The organism is Paracoccus rhizosphaerae (assembly GCF_026162645.1).
GTDB lineage: Bacteria > Pseudomonadota > Alphaproteobacteria > Rhodobacterales > Rhodobacteraceae > Paracoccus > Paracoccus rhizosphaerae.
Window position 1 is genome coordinate 1 of the sequence record NZ_JAOTBE010000009.1, and the last position, 23,433, is coordinate 23,433.

At 65.6% G+C, this 23,433-nt stretch carries 21 protein-coding genes and 3 pseudogenes; 12 read left to right on the top strand and 12 right to left on the bottom strand.

Annotation, left to right across the window (positions count from 1 at the left end; genetic code table 11):
- From OC184_RS05425 to OC184_RS05435, 3 genes and pseudogenes are all read right to left on the bottom strand, one after another.
- A pseudogene (locus OC184_RS05425) lies at positions 1-215 on the bottom strand (IS110-like element ISMmg1 family transposase); the annotation flags it as partial.
- Positions 216-326: 111 nt separating this feature from the next.
- Positions 327-944 carry a peptidylprolyl isomerase gene (locus tag OC184_RS05430; protein WP_265506170.1) on the bottom strand — a complete coding sequence of 206 codons (618 nt, stop codon included), beginning with the start codon at positions 942-944 and terminating at the stop codon, positions 327-329.
- Positions 937-1,443: a peptidylprolyl isomerase gene (locus tag OC184_RS05435; RefSeq protein ID WP_265506171.1), complete on the bottom strand. Its 507-nt coding sequence runs from the start codon at positions 1,441-1,443 to the stop codon at positions 937-939. Before OC184_RS05435 ends, OC184_RS05430 begins: the two co-directional genes overlap by 8 nt.
- A gap of 172 nt (positions 1,444-1,615) precedes the next feature.
- Here OC184_RS05435 and OC184_RS05440 point away from each other — a divergent pair, with 172 nt between their 5' ends.
- Complete coding sequence (locus OC184_RS05440) at positions 1,616-2,818, top strand: phosphoglycerate kinase (protein WP_265506172.1); 1,203 nt, start codon at positions 1,616-1,618, stop codon at positions 2,816-2,818.
- On the opposite strand, the gene OC184_RS05445 is transcribed toward OC184_RS05440, so the two are convergent.
- Complete coding sequence (locus tag OC184_RS05445) at positions 2,815-3,069, bottom strand: hypothetical protein (RefSeq protein ID WP_265506173.1); 255 nt, start codon at positions 3,067-3,069, stop codon at positions 2,815-2,817. The two genes, OC184_RS05440 and OC184_RS05445, sit on opposite strands and share 4 nt — an antisense overlap.
- Positions 3,070-3,281: 212 nt before the next feature.
- Here OC184_RS05445 and OC184_RS05450 point away from each other — a divergent pair, with 212 nt between their 5' ends.
- Complete coding sequence (locus OC184_RS05450) at positions 3,282-4,208, top strand: class I fructose-bisphosphate aldolase (RefSeq protein WP_265506174.1); 927 nt, start codon at positions 3,282-3,284, stop codon at positions 4,206-4,208.
- A gap of 954 nt (positions 4,209-5,162) precedes the next feature.
- Here OC184_RS05450 and OC184_RS05455 read toward each other — a convergent pair.
- Positions 5,163-5,516: pseudogene (locus OC184_RS05455) on the bottom strand (integrase core domain-containing protein); the annotation flags it as partial.
- 111 nt (positions 5,517-5,627) lie between these two features.
- On the opposite strand from OC184_RS05455, the pseudogene OC184_RS05460 reads away from it, so the two are divergent.
- A pseudogene (locus OC184_RS05460) lies at positions 5,628-6,046 on the top strand (hypothetical protein); the annotation flags it as partial.
- 188 nt (positions 6,047-6,234) lie between these two features.
- Here OC184_RS05460 and clpA read toward each other — a convergent pair.
- Together clpA and gloB are read right to left on the bottom strand one after the other, a co-directional pair.
- Positions 6,235-8,556 (bottom strand): ATP-dependent Clp protease ATP-binding subunit ClpA, encoded by a 2,322-nt coding sequence (gene clpA, locus OC184_RS05465; RefSeq protein ID WP_265506175.1) that lies wholly within the window; start codon positions 8,554-8,556, stop codon positions 6,235-6,237.
- Positions 8,557-8,777: 221 nt separating this feature from the next.
- The gene (gene gloB, locus OC184_RS05470; protein ID WP_265506176.1) at positions 8,778-9,524 is read right to left on the bottom strand and encodes a hydroxyacylglutathione hydrolase; all 747 of its coding nucleotides are present in this window, start codon (positions 9,522-9,524) and stop codon (positions 8,778-8,780) included.
- 57 nt (positions 9,525-9,581) lie between these two features.
- On the opposite strand from gloB, the gene OC184_RS05475 reads away from it, so the two are divergent.
- The 7 genes from OC184_RS05475 to OC184_RS05505 all read left to right on the top strand — a co-directional run bounded on the left by OC184_RS05475 (position 9,582) and on the right by OC184_RS05505 (position 15,974).
- Positions 9,582-10,373 (top strand): class I SAM-dependent methyltransferase, encoded by a 792-nt coding sequence (locus OC184_RS05475; RefSeq protein WP_265506177.1) that lies wholly within the window; start codon positions 9,582-9,584, stop codon positions 10,371-10,373.
- A 266-nt stretch (positions 10,374-10,639) separates the two neighbouring features.
- Positions 10,640-11,206 (top strand): F0F1 ATP synthase subunit delta, encoded by a 567-nt coding sequence (locus OC184_RS05480; RefSeq protein WP_265506178.1) that lies wholly within the window; start codon positions 10,640-10,642, stop codon positions 11,204-11,206.
- A complete protein-coding gene (gene atpA / locus OC184_RS05485; protein WP_265506179.1) occupies positions 11,206-12,741 on the top strand; it encodes a F0F1 ATP synthase subunit alpha in 1,536 nt (511 codons plus the stop codon). The genes OC184_RS05480 and atpA overlap by 1 nt, the downstream gene beginning before the upstream one ends.
- Before the next feature lie 12 nt (positions 12,742-12,753).
- A complete protein-coding gene (locus OC184_RS05490) occupies positions 12,754-13,623 on the top strand; it encodes a F0F1 ATP synthase subunit gamma (protein ID WP_265506180.1) in 870 nt (289 codons plus the stop codon).
- 23 nt (positions 13,624-13,646) lie between these two features.
- Complete coding sequence (gene atpD, locus OC184_RS05495; RefSeq protein WP_265506181.1) at positions 13,647-15,071, top strand: F0F1 ATP synthase subunit beta; 1,425 nt, start codon at positions 13,647-13,649, stop codon at positions 15,069-15,071.
- Positions 15,072-15,080: 9 nt separating this feature from the next.
- On the top strand, positions 15,081-15,530 hold the full coding sequence (locus tag OC184_RS05500) for a F0F1 ATP synthase subunit epsilon (protein ID WP_265506182.1): 450 nt from the start codon (positions 15,081-15,083) through the stop codon (positions 15,528-15,530).
- 96 nt (positions 15,531-15,626) lie between these two features.
- On the top strand, positions 15,627-15,974 hold the full coding sequence (locus tag OC184_RS05505) for an H-type lectin domain-containing protein (RefSeq protein ID WP_265506183.1): 348 nt from the start codon (positions 15,627-15,629) through the stop codon (positions 15,972-15,974).
- On the opposite strand, the gene OC184_RS05510 is transcribed toward OC184_RS05505, so the two are convergent.
- Together OC184_RS05510 and OC184_RS05515 are read right to left on the bottom strand one after the other, a co-directional pair.
- A complete protein-coding gene (locus OC184_RS05510; protein WP_265506184.1) occupies positions 15,971-16,747 on the bottom strand; it encodes an alpha/beta fold hydrolase in 777 nt (258 codons plus the stop codon). The two genes, OC184_RS05505 and OC184_RS05510, sit on opposite strands and share 4 nt — an antisense overlap.
- A complete protein-coding gene (locus OC184_RS05515) occupies positions 16,744-17,337 on the bottom strand; it encodes a 2-hydroxychromene-2-carboxylate isomerase (RefSeq protein ID WP_265506185.1) in 594 nt (197 codons plus the stop codon). The genes OC184_RS05510 and OC184_RS05515 overlap by 4 nt, the downstream gene beginning before the upstream one ends.
- A gap of 84 nt (positions 17,338-17,421) precedes the next feature.
- On the opposite strand from OC184_RS05515, the gene OC184_RS05520 reads away from it, so the two are divergent.
- The gene (locus OC184_RS05520) at positions 17,422-18,441 is read left to right on the top strand and encodes a ribose-phosphate pyrophosphokinase (protein WP_265506186.1); all 1,020 of its coding nucleotides are present in this window, start codon (positions 17,422-17,424) and stop codon (positions 18,439-18,441) included.
- Positions 18,442-18,493: 52 nt separating this feature from the next.
- Here OC184_RS05520 and purD read toward each other — a convergent pair whose 3' ends face one another.
- Complete coding sequence (gene purD / locus OC184_RS05525) at positions 18,494-19,750, bottom strand: phosphoribosylamine--glycine ligase (RefSeq protein ID WP_265506187.1); 1,257 nt, start codon at positions 19,748-19,750, stop codon at positions 18,494-18,496.
- A gap of 62 nt (positions 19,751-19,812) precedes the next feature.
- Here purD and xseA point away from each other — a divergent pair, with 62 nt between their 5' ends.
- Positions 19,813-21,381 (top strand): exodeoxyribonuclease VII large subunit, encoded by a 1,569-nt coding sequence (gene xseA / locus OC184_RS05530; RefSeq protein ID WP_265506188.1) that lies wholly within the window; start codon positions 19,813-19,815, stop codon positions 21,379-21,381.
- Between the two features lie 65 nt (positions 21,382-21,446).
- Here the strand turns inward: xseA and OC184_RS05535 are convergent, their stop codons facing one another.
- Both OC184_RS05535 and eda read right to left on the bottom strand, forming a co-directional pair.
- Positions 21,447-22,661 carry an MFS transporter gene (locus OC184_RS05535; RefSeq protein WP_265506189.1) on the bottom strand — a complete coding sequence of 405 codons (1,215 nt, stop codon included), beginning with the start codon at positions 22,659-22,661 and terminating at the stop codon, positions 21,447-21,449.
- An 11-nt stretch (positions 22,662-22,672) separates the two neighbouring features.
- Positions 22,673-23,317 (bottom strand): bifunctional 4-hydroxy-2-oxoglutarate aldolase/2-dehydro-3-deoxy-phosphogluconate aldolase, encoded by a 645-nt coding sequence (gene eda / locus OC184_RS05540; protein WP_265506190.1) that lies wholly within the window; start codon positions 23,315-23,317, stop codon positions 22,673-22,675.
- Positions 23,318-23,433: the final 116 nt, after the last annotated feature.

Here is a 23,433-nt window from a genome sequence, read left to right on the forward strand (position 1 = left end):
CGGACCTCATGCCCCAGTGCTGCCAGCGTCCGTCCCATGTGATGAGCGCCGCAACACGCCTCCATAGCCATGATGCAGGCCGGCAGCTTCGCCGCGAAGGCGATGACGCCGTCACGACGCATTCGCCGTCACACTGTCACAATCCCCATGCCGTCAAGACCGGCGATGCTGCAGCTGTCCTTGCCCAGGTCGATGCCAACGATCACAAGGCTCATGATCCGCTCCTTCCTCCATCGAACACCGACATCCTGCACAAAGACCGCCGGCAGGGATGGGCCATCCATGAAGGGGGCGTGGCCCCCTTCTTCAGGTTCGGTTGCGGAGCTTCAGGCGCCTTCGTCCTCGGCGTTCTGGATGGTGACGTCCAGCATGTAGTCCGGTTCCTCGACCGCGCCATTGGCGGCGGCGTCGCCCTTCTTGATGCTGTCCAGAACCTCCCATCCCTCGATCAACTGGCCGACGACAGTGTACTGGCCGTCCAGGAACTGCGCCGGGGCCAGGTCGATGAAGAACTGGCTGTTGGCGCTGTTCGGATCGGCAGCGCGGGCCATGCCGACGGTGCCGCGGTCGAAGGTCGCGTCACTGAACTCGGCCTCGAGGTCGGGCAGATCCGACCCGCCCATGCCGGCCATCGAGGTGTCGCCACCCTGCTGGCCGTTCGCGACGTCGCCGGTCTGCGCCATGAAGCCGTCGATGACGCGGTGGAACACCACGCCGTCATAGGCGCCCTGTTCCGTCAGCTCGACCAGGCGGGCGACGTGGTTCGGGGCCAAGTCTTCGCGCAGATCGAGGACCATCGTGCCCTTGGAATTACCCTCGGCGTCAGCGACCTCGATGACCATGTTCGGGCCTTCGGTGTCCTCGACCTCGGGGTTGGTGCCCTGAGCCAGAGCGGCAGAGGTGCCAAGCGCCAGGACGGCGGGGATCAGGACAAACTTATGCATCGGCGGCCACCTTCACGCTGATCATACGGTCGGGCTGCGCGGGCGGCTCGCCGCGGGCGATCTTGTCGACATGCTCCATCCCCTCGATGACGCGGCCATAGACGGTGTACTGGCCGTTCAGGAAGTGGTTGTCGCTGAAGTTGATGAAGAACTGGCTGTTCGCGCTGTTGGGGTTCTGCGAACGCGCCGCGCCAAGCGTCCCGCGGTCATGCGGCAGCTTCGAGAATTCGGCCGGCAGGTCCGGCTTGTCCGAACCGCCCGTACCGGCGCGGCCGGGGTTGTAGCCTTTTTCCATGTTGGCATGGGCCACGTCGCCGGTCTGGGCCATGAAGCCGTCGATCACGCGGTGAAAGGCGACGTTGTCGTAGGCGCCGGCGCGGGCCAGTTCCTTCATGCGCTCGGCATGCTTGGGGGCGACATCGTTCAGCAGCTCGATGACGACGGGGCCGTCCTTCAGCTCGATGATGATGGTGTTCTCGGGGTCTTTGATATCGGCCATGAGGCCCTCCTTTGACAGGTTCTCCCCTTGATCTAGGGGCTTGCCCGGCGAAGGGCAACGCGCGAAACCGTGACGCCGCCCGACCGGCAAGATCGTGCGAGGTCGGGCGCAGTTGACGGCGGCCGCCCCATGCGGGACAACCCTGCCAACCTCAGACCGGAAGGAAGCAAGGATGACCAGGTTCCACACGATCGACGACATGGACCTTGACGGAAAGGTGGTGCTGACCCGCGTCGACGTGAACGTGCCCGTCGAGGCCGGCCGCGTGACCGACACCACGCGCATCGACAAGATCGTGCCCACGGTCAAGGATATCCAGGCCAAGGGCGGCATCCCTGTCCTGCTGGCGCATTTCGACCGTCCCAAGGGCAGGCGCGTCGAAAGCATGAGCCTGAAGCAGATCATCCCCGCGCTGGAGGCGGCGCTTGGCCAGCCGGTGGTGTTTGCCGAGGATTGCATCGGCGGCCCCGCCAAGCGCGCCGTCGCTGCGCTGGAGCCGGGGCAGGTCGCGCTGCTGGAGAATACCCGCTTCCACGGAGGCGAAGAGGCCAACGACGCCACCTTCGCGGCCTCGCTGGCCGCCCTGGGTGGCGCCTATGTCAACGATGCCTTCTCGGCGGCGCACCGGGCTCATGCCTCGACCGAGGGGCTGGCCCGGCTGCTGAACGCGGGCGCGGGCAGGCTCATGGAGGCCGAGCTGAAGGCGCTGGACGCAGCCCTGGGCAATCCGCAGCGGCCGGTGATGGCCGTGGTGGGCGGGGCCAAGGTTTCGACCAAGCTGGAGCTGCTGGAGAACCTGGTCGAGAAGGTTGATCACCTGGTGATCGGCGGCGGCATGGCCAACACCTTCCTGGTCGCGCAAGGAATCGAGGTCGGCAAGTCGCTGGCCGAACGCGACATGGCCGACACCGCCCGCGCGATCATCGACAAGGCCGCGGCGACGGGCTGTCGGATTCACCTGCCGGGCGACATCGTCGTGGCGCGCGAATTCAAGGCCGGTGCCGCGTCCGAGACGCTGCCGGTCGATCAGTGCCCGGTCGACGCGATGATCCTGGACGCGGGTCCCGAAACTGTCGAGGCGCTGCGCCAGGCGATGACCGCCTGCCGGACGCTGATCTGGAATGGCCCGCTCGGTGCCTTCGAGATCGAGCCGTTCGACCGCGCCACCAATGCGGCGGCGCAGGCTGCGGCGGAGCTGACGCGCAATGGCGGCCTGATCTCGGTCGCCGGCGGCGGCGACACCGTGGCGGCGCTGAACAAGGCGGGCGTCGCCAGTGATTTCACCTTCATCTCGACCGCAGGCGGCGCCTTCCTCGAGTGGATGGAAGGCAAGGAGCTGCCGGGCGTGGCGGCGCTGGAAAGTTCGAAGCGCTAGAGTTCCGTCCGGCCGGGGACGGCGTCCCCGGCCGATGGTGCGTTCGGGGCAAGCTGCGCGCCTGCCTCGTATCCCGTCAGCAGCTTCAGCCACTGCTTGTAGGCCATTGGCGGCAGAACCCGCTCGGGCGTGTCGGCGGCCATCTGGGGTGCGGTTTCAGTTAGTGATTGGCCGCCGGGCACGGCCGGGCGGACCGGCAGGACATCGGTCCGGGGCAGCTGGTAATGCGCAAGGCTGGTCGTCAGCCGCATGGTTTCCCTCTCCTCTGGACGGTTCACAAGACCAGATATGCTGAAAACTTCTGTCGTAATCGACTTCTGTTTTCATAGAATTTTACCGGCTCCGTCGAAGGCGATTGACGCGGTGGAGCGTCATTTCTCAGGTGACGGACATTGTTAGCGTAACCAGCATTGATGCGGGTCCGACGCATGCTATCCAACGGCCACACCAAAGGAGAAGACACATGCAGATGACCGATACGGTGCGCCGCATCCTGGCCAACTACGAAGGCGAGACGCCGGGCGTAAAGGCGCAGCTGGCGCGGATGCTGATGACGGGCCAGCTGGCCGGCACCGGCAAGATGATCATCCTGCCCGTGGACCAGGGGTTCGAACACGGCCCGGCGCGGTCATTCGCGCCGAACCCGGCCGGCTATGACCCGCACTATCACTACCAGCTGGCGATCGACGCCGGGCTGAACGCCTATGCCGCGCCCCTTGGCATGATCGAGGCGGGGGCCGACACATTCGCGGGTCAGATCCCGACCATCCTGAAGGTCAACAGCGCCAACAGCCTGATGTCGAACACGGCGGGCAAGAATCAGGCTCTCACCGCATCGGTGGACGACGCGCTGCGGCTTGGTTGCGCGGCGATCGGCTTCACGATCTATCCGGGCTCGGACATGGCGCTCGACATGTTCGAGGAGATCGTCGAGATGCGCAAGGAGGCCGCCGCGAAGGGCGTGGCCACCGTCATCTGGTCCTATCCGCGGGGCGAGGCGATCACGAAGGATGGCGAGACGGCCATCGACGTCGCCGCCTATGCCGCCCAGATCGCGGCGCTGATCGGCGCCCATATCATCAAGATCAAGCTGTCGACCGACCACCTGATGCTCCCCGAGGCCAAGAAGGTCTATGAGGAGAAGGGCATTGATATCGCCACCCAGGCAGCCCGCGTCCGACACTGCATGGAGGCAAGCTTCGGCGGGCGCCGGATCGTCGTCTTCTCGGGCGGCGCGGCCAAGGGCGCCGATGCCGTTTTCGACGACGCCCGCGCGATCCGCGACGGCGGCGGCAACGGGTCGATCATCGGTCGCAACAGCTTCCAACGCTCGCGCACCGACGCGCTTGAGATGCTGCAGAAGCTGGTCGATATCTACAAGGGCGCCTGAACCCGTCCTCTGGTCGCGCGTCGCACGTTTGGCGGGGCGCGGCCAGATCGAAGCGTGCCGGTCAAGCAGCGCCCGCCGCTGGACCATCCGGGCGCTGCATGCGGAGGCATCAGAACAGCAACAGTCCCCTGCCGGTGACGCAATATCTCTAACTTCATCAGGCTTATCGCTGGTGTAGCGGCGATGGTTGATACACGGGTAAAAGCAGAGGGTGATAGGCTGCGATGCGCCATAGCGTTGAGCCGTGTATGGAGCTCGCCGCGCTCTCGCCCATGATGGGCCTGATGATCCGCGCAGGGCTTACCACTTAGCACATTGATGGCTTTTTCGAGTGAGAGCTTTCCCGCTGAGTCTCCGTCACGATAGGATCCGATGTATCCTACCAGCAGAAGCTTTCCTGGTGGTGGGCAGAATGGCCTGCGCATAGCACAGTTGTTACCGCTGCGAGGCCGGTATCTCATGCCGCGACAACGGCATCAGTCACGAAGCCGAACTGGAATGCGGTGGCATAAGTAGCACTTTGGCTAAATGAACACTCTGCACGTTCGGCAGCACAGCAAAACCTGCACGACGTGTATCGTTCTACTCAGACCAGTCGCATGCAGGGCATGTGCGGCTGTCGACAACGTCGCGTACGAGGCTGACGCCAACAAGACACGCATCGTCAGCGTCTTCTAGCGGACTACGACAGCAGGCGATCGGCTCGCGGGATCCCGTTGCATCGACGTCGAAGACACTGCACGACCTGGGCAGCGGCGGCGAGGGGTGCGGCATCTTGCTTTGGCCTGCCGCATGCAAGAACCCGCCCCACGAGACCGGGTCTGCGCAGATTCCACTCCGCCGAAGCGCGGCTCATCGAAATGATCGAGGATAGGATCGACGCGTCGTATCGATAGAATGGCGGAGGAAATCTGTTGTCGTCACCGGCTCGGCCTGACGACGTGACCTGCCCCACTAAAGTGGTCCGGTGTCAGTCTTAGCCATGAGACGACTGGGAGCTATGGTCGGGATGGCCGGCGAAGCGGCTTTGGATGGCGAAGCCGGCCATTGCACGACCTCCGGAGCTGGCGGCCGATAAGCCGGTGATGAGTGCGGGCGTCTGGTATGCAATACTTGTGCCATTCCTCGATGACGATCCGCGCTTCGGTTGAGCTGTAGAAGATTTCCTCGTTCAGCAACTCGCCCCTAGGCTTCGCGTTGAAGCTTTGACAAAAGCTGTTCTTCCAAGGCGATCACCAGGTCAACATAGACCTTTGCACCGACCGCGGCCATCCCGTCCCGAACCGCCATGGCAAAGCACTCCGGACCATAGCATGTTGGGAACGAAGCGCTGAAGCAGGCTATGGCCGCGTGCGTAGCCCTCAAGTTGCGCAGCAGACCGCCATGACCTTCTCCGGCGTGTTCTCCCCAACATGCTACGGAGTCCACTTCACAAATCGAAACTGCGATGCAAGCGCCTTCGAGCACATCTTTGACCGCGTATGCCGGGAACAGGAGATCGAGCACAGGCTGAGAGAAGTGAAGGATCCTTGGACAAATGGTCAGGTAGAGCTAGTGAACCGCACGATCAAGCAAGCAACCGTCTAGCGCTTCCATTACGCCCGTCATAACCAGTTCCACACCCACCTGCGGACTTCATATCCGCCTATAACTTTGCGCGCCGGCTCAAGACCCTCGGGAGCCATAGTCCTTAAACCCATGGCGGATCAGGGCTGGCCCTTACGCCCTTTGGATACATCTGCAAGATCTGGACATGCGAGCCAGACAGATTCATCCTAAACTCAATCCAGCAGATGCCGCGACGGAACACCTGGTTTCGTGTATTGTCGATTGCGTAAGGATGCTGCCTCGGCCGCGGCTAGAGGTCTAGCAGCGCCTTGCATATCGGCTTCTCTGTGCTTGTTACACTCGATCAGACCTGAATACCCGCACGGGAAGAGCCTGCGAAAGCGTCCACCCCGATGTGGGGCAGACGCAGCTTTTTTGTCGGTAGCAGGGTTGGACGGGCGGATGAAGCCGTACCGCCCTATTCGGCCGTCAGCAGCGGCGTCTTGGACCTGCCGATACGGGGAGCGTCGGGGCCGGTGATGTCGAAGACGGGCTTGTCATCCTCGATCTTGACCACGACAACGCCACCCTTGGTCAGGCGACCGAAGAGCAACTCCTCGGCCAGAGGCTTCTTGATGCTCTCTTGAATGACGCGCCCCAGCGGGCGGGCGCCCATGCGGTCGTCGTAACCCTTCTCAGCCAGCCAGTTCGCGGCTTCCGGGGTCAGTTCAATGTGGACATTCCGGTCCATCAGCTGAGCCTCGAGCTGCAGCACGAACTTTTCGACCACATGGATCACCACGTCACGCGACAGCGGCGCAAAGCTGATGATCGCGTCCAGGCGGTTACGGAACTCTGGCGTGAAGGTCCGCTCAATCGCGGCGGTATCCTCGCCCTCGCGACGGTCGCGGCCAAAGCCGATGGCCGCCTTGGCCTGATCCGCAGCCCCAGCGTTCGAGGTCATGATCAGCACCACGTTTCGGAAATCGACCGTCCGGCCGTTATGGTCGGTCAGGCGCCCGGCATCCATGATCTGCAGCAGGATGTTGAAGACGTCGGGATGCGCCTTCTCGATCTCATCCAGCAGCAGGACGCAGTGCGGGTGCTGGTCCACGCCGTCCGTCAGCAGACCGCCCTGATCGAAACCGACATAGCCTGGAGGCGCGCCGATCAGGCGGCTGACGGCGTGCTTCTCCATGTATTCAGACATGTCGAAGCGGATCAGTTCGACGCCCAGGCTGGCGGCCAGCTGCTTGGCAACTTCGGTCTTGCCGACGCCGGTCGGGCCCGCAAACAGATAGTTGCCGATGGGCTTCTCCGGCTCCCGCAGACCGGCCCGCGCCAGCTTGATCGCGCTGGACAGCGCATCGATGGCGTTGTCCTGGCCGAAAACCACCCGCTTCAGCGCCGCGTCCAGATCCCGCAGAACCTCGGCATCGTTCTTGCTGACGTTTTTGGGCGGGATGCGGGCAATCTTGGCCACCACGGCCTCGATCTCCTTAGGGCTGATGGTCTTGCGGCGCTTGCTTTCGGCCACTAGGTGCTGGGCCGCACCTGCCTCATCGATAACATCGATGGCGCTGTCGGGCAGCTTGCGGTCGTTGATGTAGCGGCTGGCCAGTTCGACCGCCGACTTGATCGCATCATTCGTGTAGCGCAGGTCGTGATGTGCCTCGAAATGCGGCTTCAAGCCCATGAGGATCTTAATCGTGTCGGGCACAGAGGGCTCATTCACGTCGATCTTCTGGAACCGCCGCGACAGGGCGCGGTCCTTCTCGAAGTGCTGGCGATATTCCTTATAGGTGGTCGAGCCCATGCAGCGCAGCTTGCCACCCGCCAGCGCGGGCTTCAGCAGGTTCGAGGCATCCATGGCACCGCCAGACGTCGCGCCCGCGCCGATTACCGTGTGGATCTCGTCGATGAACAGGATCGCGTCGGGATGCGCCTCGAGTTCCTTGACTACGGCCTTCAGCCGCTCCTCGAAGTCGCCGCGATACCGGGTTCCCGCCAGAAGCGCACCCATGTCCAGCGAGAAGATCGTGGCCCCGGCCAGCACGTCCGGCGTCTCGCCACGAGTGATCTTTAGCGCCAGCCCCTCGGCGATGGCTGTCTTGCCGACACCAGGGTCGCCCACCAGAAGCGGGTTGTTCTTGCGACGGCGGCAAAGAACCTGGATCGCGCGCTCGACCTCGGCCTCGCGGCCGATCAGCGGGTCCACGTCGCCCTTTTTGGATTTCGCGTTCAAATCGACGCAGTATTTGCCAAGGGCCGTCTCGTCCTTCTGCTCCTGCGCGGTCTCCTGCTTCTGCTCGATGGGTTCATCGGAGCCCGCGACTTTCCGGGGTTCGTTGAAGCTGGGGTTCTTGGCGACGCCATGCGCGATGAAGTTGACCGCGTCATAGCGGGTCATGTCCATCTCCTGAAGGAAATACGCAGCGTTCGATTCGCGTTCGGCAAAGATGGCGACCAGCACGTTGGCGCCCGTGACCTCTTGCCGGCCCGAGCTTTGTACATGGATCGCGGCACGCTGGATCACGCGCTGGAAGGCCGCCGTCGGCACGGCCTCCGAGCCGTCGACGTCGGTGATGAGGGTGGAAAGGTCATCTTCGATGAAATCGCTGATGGTCTTGCGCAGCTCTTCCAGGTCCACGTTGCAGGCGCGCATGACCTTGACCGCATCGGGTTCCTCGGTCAGGGCCAGCAGCAGGTGTTCCAGCGTCGCAAGCTCGTGTCGATGTTCGTTCGCCAGCGCGAGCGCCTGGTGAATGGCCTGTTCCAGAGAGGTCGAGAAACTTGGCACGGTCGTCTCCTGTCAGTCGGCTGGCGGTATGGGCCTGACGTTGCCCACCTGCCCAGACTGTCACGATGCATTTAAGATTTGGTGGATTTCGCCCGGCATCAAGTGGTTTTTCCGTCAGATGCCACGTTTTTCCCACGGTTGAGGCAGATGTGATGTCGCATAGCCCTCATTTCAAGCGGCAAGTGAACGGGGCCGCGACGGCCGGTCGCAGCGGGCGATTTTCAGAACTCGTCCTTCATCCGGCGAAGTCGCGCGAACACCTGCGAGTCGGTCGCACCGTGCATTCCCAAAGCCTCGCACAGCGCCTCTGTCCGAAGGAACGGGTTGGTGGCCGCTTCGGTTTCCAAGGTGGCTGGCGCGCAGGGTTCGCGTGCCTCGGCGATGGCCGCCAGACGGTCCTGAAGCGCCTGGTTGTCCTTGTCGACGGACATGGCGAAGGCGCCGTTGCCAGTGCAATAGTCATGGCCAGAGCAAATCAGCGTATCCGGGGGCAGCGCGTTCAGCCGCATCAGGCTGGCCCACATCATCTCGGGATCGCCCTCGAAGAGGCGGCCGCACCCAAGCGCCATGAGGCTGTCCCCGGTAAAGGCCATGCCGCTGTCGGGGAAATGAAACGCCACGTGGCCCACGGTGTGTCCGGACACGTCGATCACGGCCACCTGTTCGCCAAGAACCTCCAGCGGCTCTCCGGGCCGGACGCGCAGGTCCAGCGGAGGCAGGCGATGGGCATCGGCATCCGCGCCGATGACCCGCGCCCCGGTTTCCGCCACGATCTGCGGCACGGCCTGGACGTGGTCGTCGTGATGGTGCGTCAGCAGGATCGCGTCCAGCCGCCAGCCGCGCGCGTTCAGCTCGGTCAGGATGGGCAATGCCTCGGGGGCATCGATCAGCACGGTGCCGGCCTCGCCGTGCAGAAGATAGGCGTAGTTGTCCTGAAGACAGCGCAGCGTGACAAGGTCCAGCGGCATTGGCAAATCCTTCCCCATGTGGTCACCTGAGCCTGTCAAAACCGGGACCCGCACGCAATGCATCACGACATCGACCAGCTGCGTCGCTTCTATTACCAGCGGGCGCTTGGGCGGGTGGTGCAGCGGATCCTGCGCGACCGGCTGACGGGGCGGTGGTCGGCGCAGTCCTGCGCGGGGATGACCGTGGCCGGTTTCGGCTTTGCGGCGCCGATGCTGCGGCCGTATCTTCCGCACGCGCGGCGGGTGACGGCGCTGATGCCGGGCCCGCAGGGGGTGATGGGCTGGCCGGCGGGCCTTCCGAACCACTCGGTCCTCTGCGACGAGACCGCCTGGCCGATCGAGACCGGAAGCATCGACCGCCTTGTGATGCTGCACGGGCTGGAGACCAGCGACCACCCGCGCGAGCTGCTGGCCGAGGCCTGGCGCTGCCTGGGCCCCGGAGGAAGGATGATGGTGATGGTGCCGAACCGGGCAGGGCTCTGGGCCGCGACGGACCGCACGCCCTTCGGCTTTGGCCGGTCCTACACGACGACGCAGATCACGATGCAAATCCGCCGCACGGGGTTCCAGCCCGAATGGCAAGGCTCGGCCATCTATATCCCGCCCTCGGACCGCCGGTTCTGGCTGCGCAGCGCGCAGTTCTGGGAACGGACCGGCGCGCGGATCAGCCGCGTCCTGATCGCCGGCGTGATCCTGGTCGAGATGTCGAAGCAGAGCAGGGCGCCCATCGGCCCCGGCATCAAGATCCACGTCCCCAGCCCGCTGGAGATCCTGGACGGGGTCGCGCGGCCACGGCCGGTGCGTTCCCCGCAGAGCACAGGCCGGCTGGGCCGACTGCCGCCCGCATAAGCAGCGATGCGACATCCTGCCACAGGTGCGGAACCGTGGTTTTCGAACGCTGTTAGCGCTGGCCGTGGCCCGATTTCCTCAATCGCGCCCAAAGGTCGCAAAGGCTGCCCTTTCCGTGCCCTAGAAGGTTGCCGGGGGTGAAATCACCTGCTAGAGACGCCGCAGATTTGCACGACCCTCCATCAGCCGTGCGACCGCGACCCGCGCCCCGCGACAGACCAGGCAGCAGCCCGGCCCGCCAGCGGGGTTTGCGCAAACCGTAAAGGATGACCGTGGCCAACTCTGTTTCCATGTCCCAGAGCATCGCCGGACGCTATGCGCAGGCCGTCTTCGACATCACGAAGGAAGATGGGGGGCTTGACGCCCTTGCCCAGCAGACCGCCGATCTGGATGCCGCGCTGAAGGACAGCGCGGACCTGCGCGACCTGATTGCCAGCCCGATCTATTCGCGCGACCAGCAGTCGCGCGCCGTCGGTGCGCTGGCCGCGAAGATGAAGCTGTCGCCGGTCCTGTCGAACACGCTGCAGCTGATGGCGAAGAACCGCCGTCTGTTCGTGCTGCCGCAGCTGACTTCCCGCCTGGCTGACCTGATCGCGGTCGAGCGAGGCGAGGTCACGGCCGACGTCACCAGCGCCGTCGCCCTGACCGACGCGCAGCAGGAGCGGCTGAAGGCGACACTCTCCGAGAAGTCGGGCAAGAAGGTCAAGCTGAACACGCGCGTCGATGAGACCCTCATCGGCGGCATGATTGTCAAGTTGGGCTCGAAGATGATCGACAGTTCGGTCCGCTCGAAGCTCGCTTCCCTGCAGAATGTCATGAAAGAGGTCGGATAATGGGAATCCAGGCTGCCGAGATCTCGGCGATCCTCAAGGAGCAGATCAAGAACTTCGGCCAGGACGCCGAAGTTGCCGAGGTCGGCCAGGTGCTGTCGGTCGGCGACGGGATTGCCCGCGTCTACGGCCTGGACAAGGTCCAGGCCGGCGAGATGGTGGAATTCCCCGGCGGCGTCCGCGGCATGGTGCTGAACCTCGAAACCGACAACGTCGGTGTCGTGATCTTCGGCGACGACCGCCAGATCAAGGAAGGCGACACCGTCAAGCGCACGCGTTCGATCGTGGACGTTCCCGTCGGCAAGGCCCTGCTGGGCCGCGTCGTTGACGGCCTCGGCAACCCGATCGACGGCAAGGGCCCGATCGAGGCGACCGAGCGCCGTGTGGCCGACGTCAAGGCCCCGGGCATCATGCCGCGCAAGTCGGTGCACGAGCCCATGGCGACCGGCCTCAAGTCCGTCGACGCCATGATCCCCGTCGGCCGCGGTCAGCGCGAGCTGATCATCGGCGACCGCCAGACCGGCAAGACCGCCATCGCGCTGGACACGATCCTGAACCAGCAGAACTACAACGGCCGCGAGGCCGAGGGCATGAAGACGCTGCACTGCATCTACGTGGCCGTGGGTCAGAAGCGTTCGACCGTCGCCCAGCTGGTCAAGAAGCTGGAAGAGACTGGCGCCATGGCCTATACCACCGTTGTGGCCGCCACCGCGTCGGACCCGGCACCGATGCAGTTCCTGGCGCCCTATTCGGGCACCGCGATCGGGGAATACTTCCGCGACAACGGCATGGACGCGCTGATCATCTATGACGACCTGTCCAAACAGGCCGTGGCCTATCGCCAGATGTCGCTGCTGCTGCGTCGTCCGCCCGGACGCGAAGCCTATCCGGGCGACGTCTTCTACCTGCATTCGCGCCTGCTGGAGCGTTCGGCCAAGCTGAACGAAGCCAACGGTGCGGGTTCGCTGACCGCTCTGCCGATCATCGAAACGCAGGCGGGCGACGTGTCGGCCTATATCCCGACCAACGTGATCTCGATCACCGACGGCCAGATCTTCCTTGAGACGGAACTGTTCTTCCAAGGCATCCGCCCGGCTGTGAACACCGGCCTGTCGGTGTCGCGCGTGGGCTCGGCTGCCCAGACCAAGGCGATGAAATCCGTCGCGGGTCCTGTCAAGCTGGAACTGGCGCAGTACCGCGAGATGGCGGCCTTCGCCCAGTTCGGCTCGGACCTGGATGCCGCGACGCAGCGCCTGCTGAACCGCGGTGCCCGCCTGACCGAGCTGATGAAGCAGCCGCAGTACCGCCCGCTGACCAACGCCGAGATCGTGATCGTGATCTATGCCGGCACCAAGGGCTACATCGACAACGTGCCGGTACGCGAAGTCGTGGCCTGGGAAGACGGCCTGATCCAGTTCCTGCGCAGCCAGAAGTCGGACCTTCTGGACGACATGACCCGCAACGACCGCAAGGTCAGCGGTGAACTGGAAGCTTCGATCAAGGCGGTGCTGGACGAATACAACCGCACCCGCGCCTGAGAGGGGGAATAGATGCCCAGTCTCAAGGATCTCAAGAACCGGATCGGAAGCGTCAAGAACACGCGGAAGATCACCAAGGCGATGCAGATGGTCGCCGCCGCCAAATTGCGCCGCGCGCAAGAGGCGGCGGAGGCTGCGCGTCCCTACGCCGACCGCATGCAGGCCGTCATGGCCGGCCTGACCGCGAATGCGGCAGGCCAGGCCGGCGCGCCGCGCCTGCTGGCCGGCACGGGCGACGACAAGCGTCACCTGCTGGTGGTCATGACCGCCGAGCGCGGCCTGGCCGGCGGCTTCAACAGTTCGATCGTCAAGCTGGCCCGCCAGCATGCCGAGCGGCTGCGGGGCGAGGGGAAAGAGGTCGCGATCCTGACCGTCGGCAAGAAGGGCCGCGAACAGCTGAAGCGCGACTATGGCAGCCTGTTCGTGCATCACGTCGATCTGTCCGAGGTGAAGCGCGTGGGCTATGACACCGCCCGCGGCATCGCGGACGAGGTTCTGAACCGCTTCGACGCCGGCGACTATGACGTGGCCACGATCTTCTACAACCGCTTCGAGTCGGTGATCAGCCAGATCCCCACTGCCCGGCAGGTCATTCCCGCCGAGGTGCCCGAAGGCGCCACTGCGAACGCGCTGTATGACTACGAGCCGGGTGAGGAGGAGCTTCTGGCCGACCTCCTGCCGCGGTCCGTCGCCACGCAGATTTTTGCGGCGCTTCTGGAAAATGCGGCGTCCGAGCAGGGCGCGCGGATGAGTGCCATGGACAACGCCACGCGCAACGCAGGCGACATGATCGACCGTCTGACGACCGAGTACAACCGCTCGCGTCAGGCCGCGATCACCAAGGAACTCATCGAAATCATTTCGGGCGCCGAGGCGCTCTGACCGTAACGCTAGAGGGTGATGACATGGCAGAGGCCACTGGTAAAATCACGCAGGTGATCGGCGCCGTCGTTGACGTGCAGTTCGAAGACCACCTGCCCGCAATTCTGAACGCGCTGACGACAGACAACAACGGCAAGAAGCTGGTGCTGGAAGTCGCGCAGCACCTGGGCGAAAACACCGTCCGCACGATCGCCATGGACTCGACCGAAGGTCTTGTGCGCGGCGAGGCGGTCGCCGACACCGGCGGCCCGATCACCGTGCCGGTCGGCGACGTGACCCTGGGACGCATCCTGAACGTCGTGGGAGAGCCCGTCGACGAGGGCGAGGCGCTGGCCGCCAGCGACACCCGCGCCATCCACCAGCAGGCCCCGGACTTCGCTGCCCAGGCGACCAGCTCGGAAATCCTGGTCACCGGAATCAAGGTCATCGACCTTCTGGCACCCTATTCCAAGGGCGGCAAGATCGGCCTCTTCGGCGGCGCCGGCGTGGGCAAGACCGTTCTGATCATGGAACTGATTAACAACATCGCCAAGGTGCACTCGGGCTACTCGGTCTTTGCGGGCGTCGGTGAGCGGACCCGTGAAGGTAACGACCTTTACCACGAGATGGTGGAATCGGGCGTGATCGTCCCCGACAACCTGTCGGAGTCGAAAGTGGCACTGGTCTACGGCCAGATGAACGAGCCGCCGGGGGCGCGGATGCGCGTCGCCCTGACCGGTCTGACCCTGGCCGAGCAGTTCCGCGACGCCTCGGGCACCGATGTTCTGTTCTTCGTCGACAACATCTTCCGCTTCACGCAGGCGGGTTCCGAGGTGTCGGCGCTTCTGGGCCGCATCCCGTCCGCCGTGGGCTACCAGCCGACGCTGGCCACTGACATGGGCGCGATGCAGGAACGCATCACCTCGACCAAGAACGGCTCGATTACCTCGATCCAAGCCGTCTACGTCCCGGCCGATGACCTTACCGACCCGGCGCCTGCCACGACCTTCGCCCACCTCGACGCCACGACAGTTCTGTCGCGCGCGATCTCGGAACTGGGCATCTACCCGGCCGTGGACCCGCTGGACTCGAACAGCCGTATCCTCGACCCGGCCGTTGTCGGCGAAGAGCACTACCAGGTGGCGCGCGACGTGCAGGGCATCCTGCAGAAGTACAAGTCGCTGCAGGACATCATCGCGATCCTGGGCATGGACGAACTGTCCGAGGAGGACAAGCTGACCGTGGCCCGCGCCCGCAAGATCCAGCGCTTCCTGTCACAGCCCTTCGACGTGGCGAAGGTCTTCACCGGTTCGGACGGCGTCCAGGTTCCGCTTGAAAAGACCATCGCGTCCTTCAAGGCGGTTGTGGCTGGTGAATACGACCACCTGCCGGAGTCGGCCTTCTACATGGTCGGTGACATCGAGGACGTGAAGGCCAAAGCGCAGCGTCTCGCGGCCGAAGCCGCGTAAGGGGGCAGGATGGCCGATACCATGCAGTTCGACCTCGTGTCGCCGGAACGGAGCCTCGCCTCCGTTCCCGTGCGCGAGGTGCGCCTGCCGGGCAATGACGGCGACCTGACCGCCATGCCCGGCCATGCGCCCACGATCGTGACTCTGCGTCCCGGCATGGTGATCCTTGTGGGGGCCGACGGCACCCAGAAGGAATTCGCCGTGACCGGCGGCTTTGCCGAGATCAACGCCGACAGCGTCAGTTTGCTGGCCGAGCGCGGCCACCCGCGCGAGGAGATCACGCAGGACGTCTTCAACGACATGATGAAGGACGCCCATCGCGCCCATCGCAATGCGACCGACCGTCGTGACACTGTCGGAGAAGAGTTCGTGACCGCCACCGCCAAGCTGCTTGGCGACATGCAGGCCATGGGGACACATATCGGGCTGGACCCGAACCAGTCGACCGTTCCCGACTGAGCCAACGCATTCGGCATACAGGACAGCCCCGGTCGCAACCGGGGCTTTTCTTTTGCCTGACTGTTCCTCAGACTGGGCCGCGCACAGGAGATTGCCATGCTGCGATTTGCCAGCAATGAGATTGGGATCGTCCAGGGCGAAAGCTTGATCGTGTCAGACTATGACGTCCAGGGGCCGATGTGGATGGGTGATGGCGCGCGCATGACACGCCAGCACGTCACGTTCCAGGAGAGGTTCCTGACGTCACCCATTGTGCATCTGGGCATCGGCATGTGGGACCTGGACAGCGAACGCAACCAGCGCGGTGACCTGAGGGTCGAGAACGTGACGCCCTCAGGCTTCGACCTTGTCTTCAGCACCTGGGGCGACACGCGCGTCGCACGCCTGCGGGTCCAGTGGATCGCCATCGGCAGGCTGCCCGACGAACAGGACTTCGTCCTCTAGGCGCGGTCCAGGTTCACCGCGATGAGGCCCGCCACCTCGTGCGGGTGCGTCACGGGCAGCATGTGCCCCGCCGCCGGAACATTGGCGCGACCCACGTCCGGCAGGCGCGCCGCCAAGGCATCGGCAATATTGCGGATCACCGGCGGGCTGTCGGCGCCCGAGATGATCAGCACCGGCGCGTCGATGGCTTCGAGGCCGCCCTCCCTCAGGATCCTGCCGCTGTCGCCGTGCAGTGCGTCCTGCGTCTGGACGACCATGCCGATGCGTCGGGTCATCTGCTCCATGACGGCCGGGGGCAGGGTCGTCGGATCCTCGGCCCCCCAGACCGACAGGAAGGCGCGGGCCGCACCCTCGTCGTCACCCGCCCGGACCGCTTCGGCCATGCGATCGTCAAGCGCATCCTGCGCGGCATCGGGCGCCGCGGCGAACAGTACCGGCTCGATCAGGGTCAGGCTGCGGATCGCATCGGGGGCGGCCACGGCGATGCGCAGCGCGACCGTCGCGCCGAAGCTGTGGCCGATCAGGTCCAGCGGCCGCTGGATGAAGCTGGCGGCGATCCGGGTGACGGCCGTGTGCAGGTCCGGGTCGTCGGCGGCCGGATCCCAGTCGTCGCTGCGGCCATGTCCTGGCATGTCGAAGCCGCGCAGGTCGATGCGTCCGTCCAAGTGCCGGGCGATCGGACCCCAATAGGACCCGCTTCCCAGCATGCAGTGCAGCGCGAGCGCAGGCCGGTCGGGGTCGCCGGGCCAATGGTGGAGGTGGATCCCGCTCATCCGGCGAGGTGCCGGTCGAGGAAGTCCAGCCGGTCCTGACCCCAGAAGCGCTGCCCGGTTTCGCGCACGACATAGAACGGCGCACCGAAAGCCCCGGCCTCGACCGCCTGTTCAAGATTGCGGCCATAGATCTCGGCGCCGACGAACAGGCCCTTGTCGGCCAGCGCCGGGTCGAAGCCGTAGGCCTCCAGGAGGTCGCGGATGACCGTATCATCGCTGATGTCGCGCTCCTCGGCCCAGACCGCCCGCAGGAAGCCCTGAACCAGACCACCGACATTCCCGCCGGCCTCTTGCGCGGCGATGATGGCATAGGACGAAGGCGCCATGTTCACCGGCCAATGCGCCGGTTTCAGGTTCAGGGCCATACCAAGGTGGTCCGCCCACCTGGGCAGTTCCTGCGCGCGGTACTCCATCCGGCTGGCATGGCGGTCGGCCGGGCGAACCCCCCCGGTGCGGTCGAACAACTGCAGCAGGTCCAGCGGCTTGTAGGTGACCTGCGCCCCGTGGCGGGCTGCGATCTTTTCAAGCCTGTCGCCCGCCAGATAGCACCACGGGCTGATCGTCCCGAGGTAATAGTCGATATGTGCCATCGCCATGTCCTTCTTAGTTTGCCCAGAGGCTAACCCGGTGCTAAGGCAACCGCAATCTGACCGAACCCGCCAAAGGCCCGTCCCATGCCCGTCATGACCGAACCCAAGCTGATTTCCGGAAACGCGAACCGCCCGCTGGCGCAGTCGATCGCGCGGCGCATGTCGATGCACCGCGGGATGAGCGTCAGCCTGCTGGACGCCCGGGTCGAGCGGTTCAACGACCAGGAAATCTTTGTCGAAGTCTATGAGAATGTCCGCGGCGAGGACATGTACGTCATCCAGCCGACGTCGAACCCGGCCAACGACAACCTGATGGAGCTTCTGATCATGACCGACGCGCTGCGCCGGTCCTCGGCCTCTCGCATCACGGCGGTAATTCCCTATTTCGGCTATGCCAGGCAGGACCGGCGCGCCAAGGCACGCACGCCGATCAGCGCCAAGCTTGTGGCGAACCTGCTGACCGAGGCGGGTGTCGACCGAGTGCTGACGCTGGACCTGCACGCGGCGCAGATCCAGGGCTTCTTCGACGTCCCCGTGGACAACCTCTATGCGGCGCCGGTCTTCGCGCTAGACGTGCAGCACCACTTCAAGGGGCGTATGGATGACCTGATGGTCGTGTCCCCGGACGTTGGTGGCGTGGCGCGAGCGCGCGAGTTGGCGACCCGGATCGGTGCGCCACTGTCGATCGTGGACAAGCGACGCGAAAAGGCCGGAGAGGTGGCCGAAATGACCGTGATCGGCGACGTCGCGGGCAAGGCCTGCATCATCGTCGATGACATCTGCGACACGGCCGGAACGCTCTGCAAGGCGGCGCAGGTGCTGACCGACAATGGCGCCACCGAGGTTCATGCCTATATCACCCACGGCGTCCTGTCCGGTCCCGCGGTCGAGCGTGTGTCGAAATCGGTCATGAAATCCCTGGTCATCACCGATTCGATCCAGCCAACCGAGGCGGTGAAGAACGCGCCGAACATCCGCATCGTGCCCACCGCACCGATGTTCACGCAAGCGATCCTGAACATCTGGAACGGCACCTCGGTCAGCAGCCTGTTCGAGACCGACACGCTTCTGCCGATCTACGAAGGTCTTTACACCACCGCCTGAGAACCTCTGGCACCTTTCAAGATAGCCGCGCCCTTTGGCGCGGCTTTTGTCGTCAGAGCGCTCGCCATCCGATGTCGCGGCGGCAGAACCCCTCGGGCCAGTCGATGGCCTCGACCAGCGCATAGGCGCGCTGATGCGCCTCGGCCAAGGTAGCTCCGCGTCCCGTGCAGGCCAGGACGCGGCCGCCGGTGGCGGTGATCGCGCCGTCGCGGTCTGCCGTGCCGGCGTGGAAGGTCATCTGGAAGCTGCTCTCGGGCAGCTTATCAAGGCCACGGATCACGCTGCCCTTTCCATAGCTGCCGGGATAGCCGCTGGCGGCCAGCACCACCGTCAGGGCGTGATCGTCCGCCCAGGTCACCGAGGCTTCGGCCAAGCGACCCTCGGCGCAGGCCTGCAGCAGGTCCAGCGCCTGCGCACCAAGGCGCATCATCAGCACCTGGCATTCAGGGTCGCCGAAGCGGACGTTGTATTCGACCAGCCGCGCCTCGCCGTCGCTGATCATCAGCCCGGCGTAGAGGACACCTTGGAAGGGCGTTCCCCGGCGCGCCATTTCGGCGATGGTGGGGCGGACGATACGCTCCATCACCTGGTCCTGCAGGTCAGGCGTCAGGACCGGGGCAGGGCTATAGGCGCCCATGCCGCCAGTGTTCGGCCCGGTGTCGCCATCACCCACGCGCTTGTGGTCTTGGGCGGTGCCGACGGCCAGGCAATCCGTGCCGTCCGACAGGATGAAGAAGCTGGCCTCCTCGCCCGCCATGAACTCCTCGATCATCACCGACATGTCGCCGAACTCGCCGTCGAAGATAGCGTCGATCGCGGCATGGGCGTCCTCGACCGTTTCCGCCACGGTGACGCCCTTGCCGGCGGCCAGCCCGTCGGCCTTGACGACGATCGGAGCGCCTTGCGCGCTGACATGGTCGCGGGCAGCAACGGCGTCGGTAAACCGTGCCCAAGCGGCAGTCGGGGCGCCGCAGGCATCGCAGACCTCCTTGGTGAAGGTCTTCGACGCCTCCAGCTGCGCCGCAGCCTGCGACGGGCCGAAGACCAGGAAGCCGGCGTCGCGCAACGCGTCAGAAACCCCGGCGGCCAGCGGCGCCTCGGGGCCGACGATCACGAAGTCAATGGCGTTTTCCTGCGCGAACTCCAGCACCTCGGCCCGCGACTGGATGTCCAGTCGGGCGCATTCCGCGACGCCTGCGATGCCTGCATTGCCCGGCGCGACGATCAGGCGGTCGCATTTCGGGTTCTGCCGGATCGCCCAGGCCAGCGCATGTTCGCGCCCGCCGCCGCCGAGGATCAGGATATTCATCTGCCGCCCTTTCGCTTGGTCTGGCGGCGTTCTAGTCTGGGCCGCGAAAGGGAACAAGCCGCATGGACCTTCTGGAAGACGACCCGCAGCCGGGCAGCAACGCCCACGAATTCACCGTCTCGGAATTGTCCGGCGCGGTGAAGCGCAGCATCGAGGACCAGTTCGGCCGCGTCCGCGTTCGGGCCGAGGTCGGACGCGTGTCGCGGCCGGGATCGGGGCATCTCTACTTCGACCTCAAGGACGACCGCGCCTGCCTGGCCGCCGTTACGTGGAAAGGGCAGGCGGCACGGCTTGCGCAGCGCCCCGAGGAGGGGATGGAGGTCATCGCCACCGGACGCCTGACGACCTTTCCGGGCCAGTCCAAGTACCAGATGATCGTGGACCAGATCGAGCCGGCGGGTGCCGGCGCGCTGATGGCGATGCTGGAAAAACGCCGCAAGGCGCTGGCAGCCGAGGGGCTATTTGACGAAGGCCGCAAGCGCCCGCTGCCCTTTCTTCCGCGCGTGATCGGCGTCGTGACCTCACCTTCGGGGGCGGTGATCCGCGACATCCTGCACCGGCTTCGCGACCGCTTTCCGACCCGTGTGCTGATCTGGCCCGTGGTCGTTCAAGGCGAGGCCTGCGCGCCGCAGGTCAGTGCCGCCATCCGCGGCTTCAACCAGCTGCCGCAGGACGGGCCCATCCCGCGCCCAGACCTGATCATCGTCGCCCGCGGCGGTGGCAGCCTGGAAGACTTGTGGGGCTTCAACGAGGAGGTCGTCGTCCGCGCAGCCGCCGACAGCTCCATTCCCTTGATCTCGGCCGTCGGGCACGAGACCGACACGACGCTGATCGATTTCGCCTCTGACCGCCGTGCGCCGACACCCACCGCCGCGGCCGAGATGGCCGTCCCGGTGCGGGCCGACCTGACTGCCCGCCTGGCCGACCTGGGCGCGCGGATGGCGCGCAGCAACGCGCAGGCGATCCAGCGTCCGCGCCAACGGCTGCGCGACCTCGCCCGCGCGATGGGCCGCCCCGCTGCGCTGACCGATGGTGCGCGCCAGCGGCTGGACCTGCAGGGCGCCCGTCTGGAACCTACGTTGCGCCAACTGGTGCGCAACCGGCGGCACCGGCTGGACGCGCGGCCGGTCCCCGCGGCCACCCTGCGGCAGTTCACGCAAGCCAAGTCACACAGGCTGGACCGCATGGCTTCGCGGCTGGACACGGCCCGCAGCCGCCGCCTGGAACGGCCGAAAGATCGCCTTGCGCATCTGCAGGAACGGCTGGAAAGTTCGCTCCGCCGGGTCGGTGCCACCACGCGCCGCACCATCGACCAGCAGCAGGCGCGACTGACGGACCTGGCTCAACGTCTTGATGCCGCCCTGCACCGAGGCCAGACGCAGCGCCGCGACGCGCTCGTCCGCCTGGATCGGATGCGCCAGTCGCTCGGACCCGAGGAGACGCTGCAGCGCGGCTTCGTCATCGTGCGCGGATCGGGCGACAGCGTCGTGACCTCACCTGACGCCGCCGCCGAAATGCCGCGGCTGGAGCTTCAGTTCGCCGGCAGCAGGCGTGTCGCCGTGCGCCCCGAAGGGTCCGAGAAGCCCAAGCGCCGCAGATCGCCACCGTCGGATCAGAAAACCCTCCTCTGACCTGCATTGGTCACCAGATGTCCCACGGGGGTCCGGGGGCGTGAAGCCCCCGGCCGCCACGGCTCTCAGGCCGGTTTCGGTCGCATCACCAACCAGATCAGCGCTCCGCCAGCCAGGACCAGGAAGGGCAGCATCGCCAGGTTCACGGCGCTCCACCCGGCCTGCACCGACCCGCCGGAACAGTTCATCAGCCCCCCCGACGACAGCGATGCCAGGAATACACCGCCAAAGACGACGAAGTCGTTCATGCCCTGGACGCGGCCTCTTTCTTCTGGGGCGTGGGCGCGGGCCAGCATGGCGGTCGCGCCGATGAAGCCGAAGTTCCAGCCCAGTCCCAGCAGCACCAGGGCCAGGAAGAACTGCTCCAGCTCGACCCCCGACAGCGCCACCGCCCCCGCCGCGCCCAGGATGGTCAGCCCCAACCCGACGATCGCCGGGGCTCCAAAGCGCGCGATCAGGTGCCCGGTGAAAAAGCTTGGCGCGAACATGGCCAGCACATGCGCGCTGACGATGTTGGCCGCATCCCGGGTCTCGTATCCGCAGCCCACGACCGCCAGCGGGGTCGAGGTCATCACCAGGTTCATCAGCGCATAGGACACCATCCCGCAGATCATCGCGACCAGGATCGGGGGTGTCCGCAGGATCTGTCCCATCGGCCGCCCCGTGGCCGCGCCCGGCATGGGTGCTGGCGGCCGCGGGATGTCCAGGAAGGCGAACAGGAACGGCCCAGCAAGGTTCAGCGCGATCACGGCCAGGTATGTCGCCAGAAACGGCACCGCCGTCATGTCGCTGGTGAGACGGACGATCGACGGGCCGATGATCGCGGCGGCCAGCCCCCCCGCCATGACCCAGCTAATCGCCCGAGGAGCATAATCCGCGGGTGCCATGTCGGTCGCGGCGAAGCGATAGAAGCCTTGTGCCGACATGTAGACGCCCGTCAGCGCCGACCCTGCCATGAAAAGGCCGAAAGACCCCTGCCACAGCCCCGTGGCCGCGATGGCCGCGCCAAGGGCGCCTGCCGCCACGGCCAAAAGGAAGCCCGCCTGCCGCCCGCGCTGCTGCATGAACCTGGCCAGCGGCCGGGCCGATAGGGTCGAGCCGAGGATGATCATCGACAGCGGCAGCGTCACCAAGCAGGGATGCGGCGACAGGATGCGCCCGGCCAGCCCGCCCACGATGAAGATCACCGACATCTGCGCGCCCAGGATCGCCTGCGCCAGCACGAGGATGACCACGTTCCGCCGCGCACGCGGCAGGTCCGACGCGATGTCCGTGGTCATGTCCACGGATCTTAGCCTCGGGGAAGGGCTGCGGCGGTGCGGGCGCGGTCCTCGATGGTTGCCCAGTTTCCGGCCGCGACATCCGCGTCCGTCACGATCCAGCTGCCGCCGACGCAGATCACGTTCGGCAGCGACAGATAGCTTGCGGCATTCTGAACCGACACGCCGCCAGTCGGGCAGAAGCTGACCCTCGGCAGCGGACCGGCCAGCGACTTCAGCGCCGGTGCGCCGCCGACAGCCTCGGCCGGAAAGAACTTCAGCATGTCGAAACCGGCATCGGCGGCGCGCATCACCTCGGAGGCCGTCACGGCGCCCGGCAGCAGAGGCAGCTCAATCTCCTCACAGGCGGCGATCAGGCGATCGGTCAGGCCCGGAGAGACCGCGAACTTGGCCCCGGCATCCTTGGCGCGTTTCGCGTCGTCCGGCGTCAGGACGGTCCCTGCGCCGACATGGCCGCCCTCAATCCCGCTCATGGCGCGGATGGCGTCCAGCGCCGCGTCCGAGCGCAACGTCACCTCCAGCACCGGCAACCCGCCAGACACCAGCGCACGCGCCAGGTCCGCGGCGGCGCCCGCGTCCTTGATGACGATGACCGGGATGACGGGGGCCAGCTGGCACAGGGCTTTCGTCTGCTGGGACTGGATCTGCGGGGTCATGGCGCACCTTCGGTCAGGAAAATTCGCCCCGACCTGACCCCAAAGCCGCAAGCGATGCAAGGGAAAGCAATGCCCCCCGCTATCGCTATCACCACGAATCCGCTTGCGCCGGGGCG

Coding starts and splice junctions, on each gene's coding strand:
- OC184_RS05430 (WP_265506170.1), bottom strand. CDS start 944: ATGCATAAGTTTGTCCTGATCCCCGCCGTCCTGGCGCTTGGCACCTCT.
- OC184_RS05435 (WP_265506171.1), bottom strand. CDS start 1,443: ATGGCCGATATCAAAGACCCCGAGAACACCATCATCATCGAGCTGAAG.
- OC184_RS05440 (WP_265506172.1), top strand. CDS start 1,616: ATGACCAGGTTCCACACGATCGACGACATGGACCTTGACGGAAAGGTG.
- OC184_RS05445 (WP_265506173.1), bottom strand. CDS start 3,069: ATGCGGCTGACGACCAGCCTTGCGCATTACCAGCTGCCCCGGACCGAT.
- OC184_RS05450 (WP_265506174.1), top strand. CDS start 3,282: ATGCAGATGACCGATACGGTGCGCCGCATCCTGGCCAACTACGAAGGC.
- gloB (WP_265506176.1), bottom strand. CDS start 9,524: ATGCCGCTGGACCTTGTCACGCTGCGCTGTCTTCAGGACAACTACGCC.
- OC184_RS05475 (WP_265506177.1), top strand. CDS start 9,582: ATGCATCACGACATCGACCAGCTGCGTCGCTTCTATTACCAGCGGGCG.
- OC184_RS05480 (WP_265506178.1), top strand. CDS start 10,640: ATGACCGTGGCCAACTCTGTTTCCATGTCCCAGAGCATCGCCGGACGC.
- atpA (WP_265506179.1), top strand. CDS start 11,206: ATGGGAATCCAGGCTGCCGAGATCTCGGCGATCCTCAAGGAGCAGATC.
- OC184_RS05490 (WP_265506180.1), top strand. CDS start 12,754: ATGCCCAGTCTCAAGGATCTCAAGAACCGGATCGGAAGCGTCAAGAAC.
- atpD (WP_265506181.1), top strand. CDS start 13,647: ATGGCAGAGGCCACTGGTAAAATCACGCAGGTGATCGGCGCCGTCGTT.
- OC184_RS05500 (WP_265506182.1), top strand. CDS start 15,081: ATGGCCGATACCATGCAGTTCGACCTCGTGTCGCCGGAACGGAGCCTC.
- OC184_RS05505 (WP_265506183.1), top strand. CDS start 15,627: ATGCTGCGATTTGCCAGCAATGAGATTGGGATCGTCCAGGGCGAAAGC.
- OC184_RS05510 (WP_265506184.1), bottom strand. CDS start 16,747: ATGAGCGGGATCCACCTCCACCATTGGCCCGGCGACCCCGACCGGCCT.
- OC184_RS05515 (WP_265506185.1), bottom strand. CDS start 17,337: ATGGCACATATCGACTATTACCTCGGGACGATCAGCCCGTGGTGCTAT.
- OC184_RS05520 (WP_265506186.1), top strand. CDS start 17,422: ATGCCCGTCATGACCGAACCCAAGCTGATTTCCGGAAACGCGAACCGC.
- purD (WP_265506187.1), bottom strand. CDS start 19,750: ATGAATATCCTGATCCTCGGCGGCGGCGGGCGCGAACATGCGCTGGCC.
- xseA (WP_265506188.1), top strand. CDS start 19,813: ATGGACCTTCTGGAAGACGACCCGCAGCCGGGCAGCAACGCCCACGAA.
- OC184_RS05535 (WP_265506189.1), bottom strand. CDS start 22,661: ATGACCACGGACATCGCGTCGGACCTGCCGCGTGCGCGGCGGAACGTG.
- eda (WP_265506190.1), bottom strand. CDS start 23,317: ATGACCCCGCAGATCCAGTCCCAGCAGACGAAAGCCCTGTGCCAGCTG.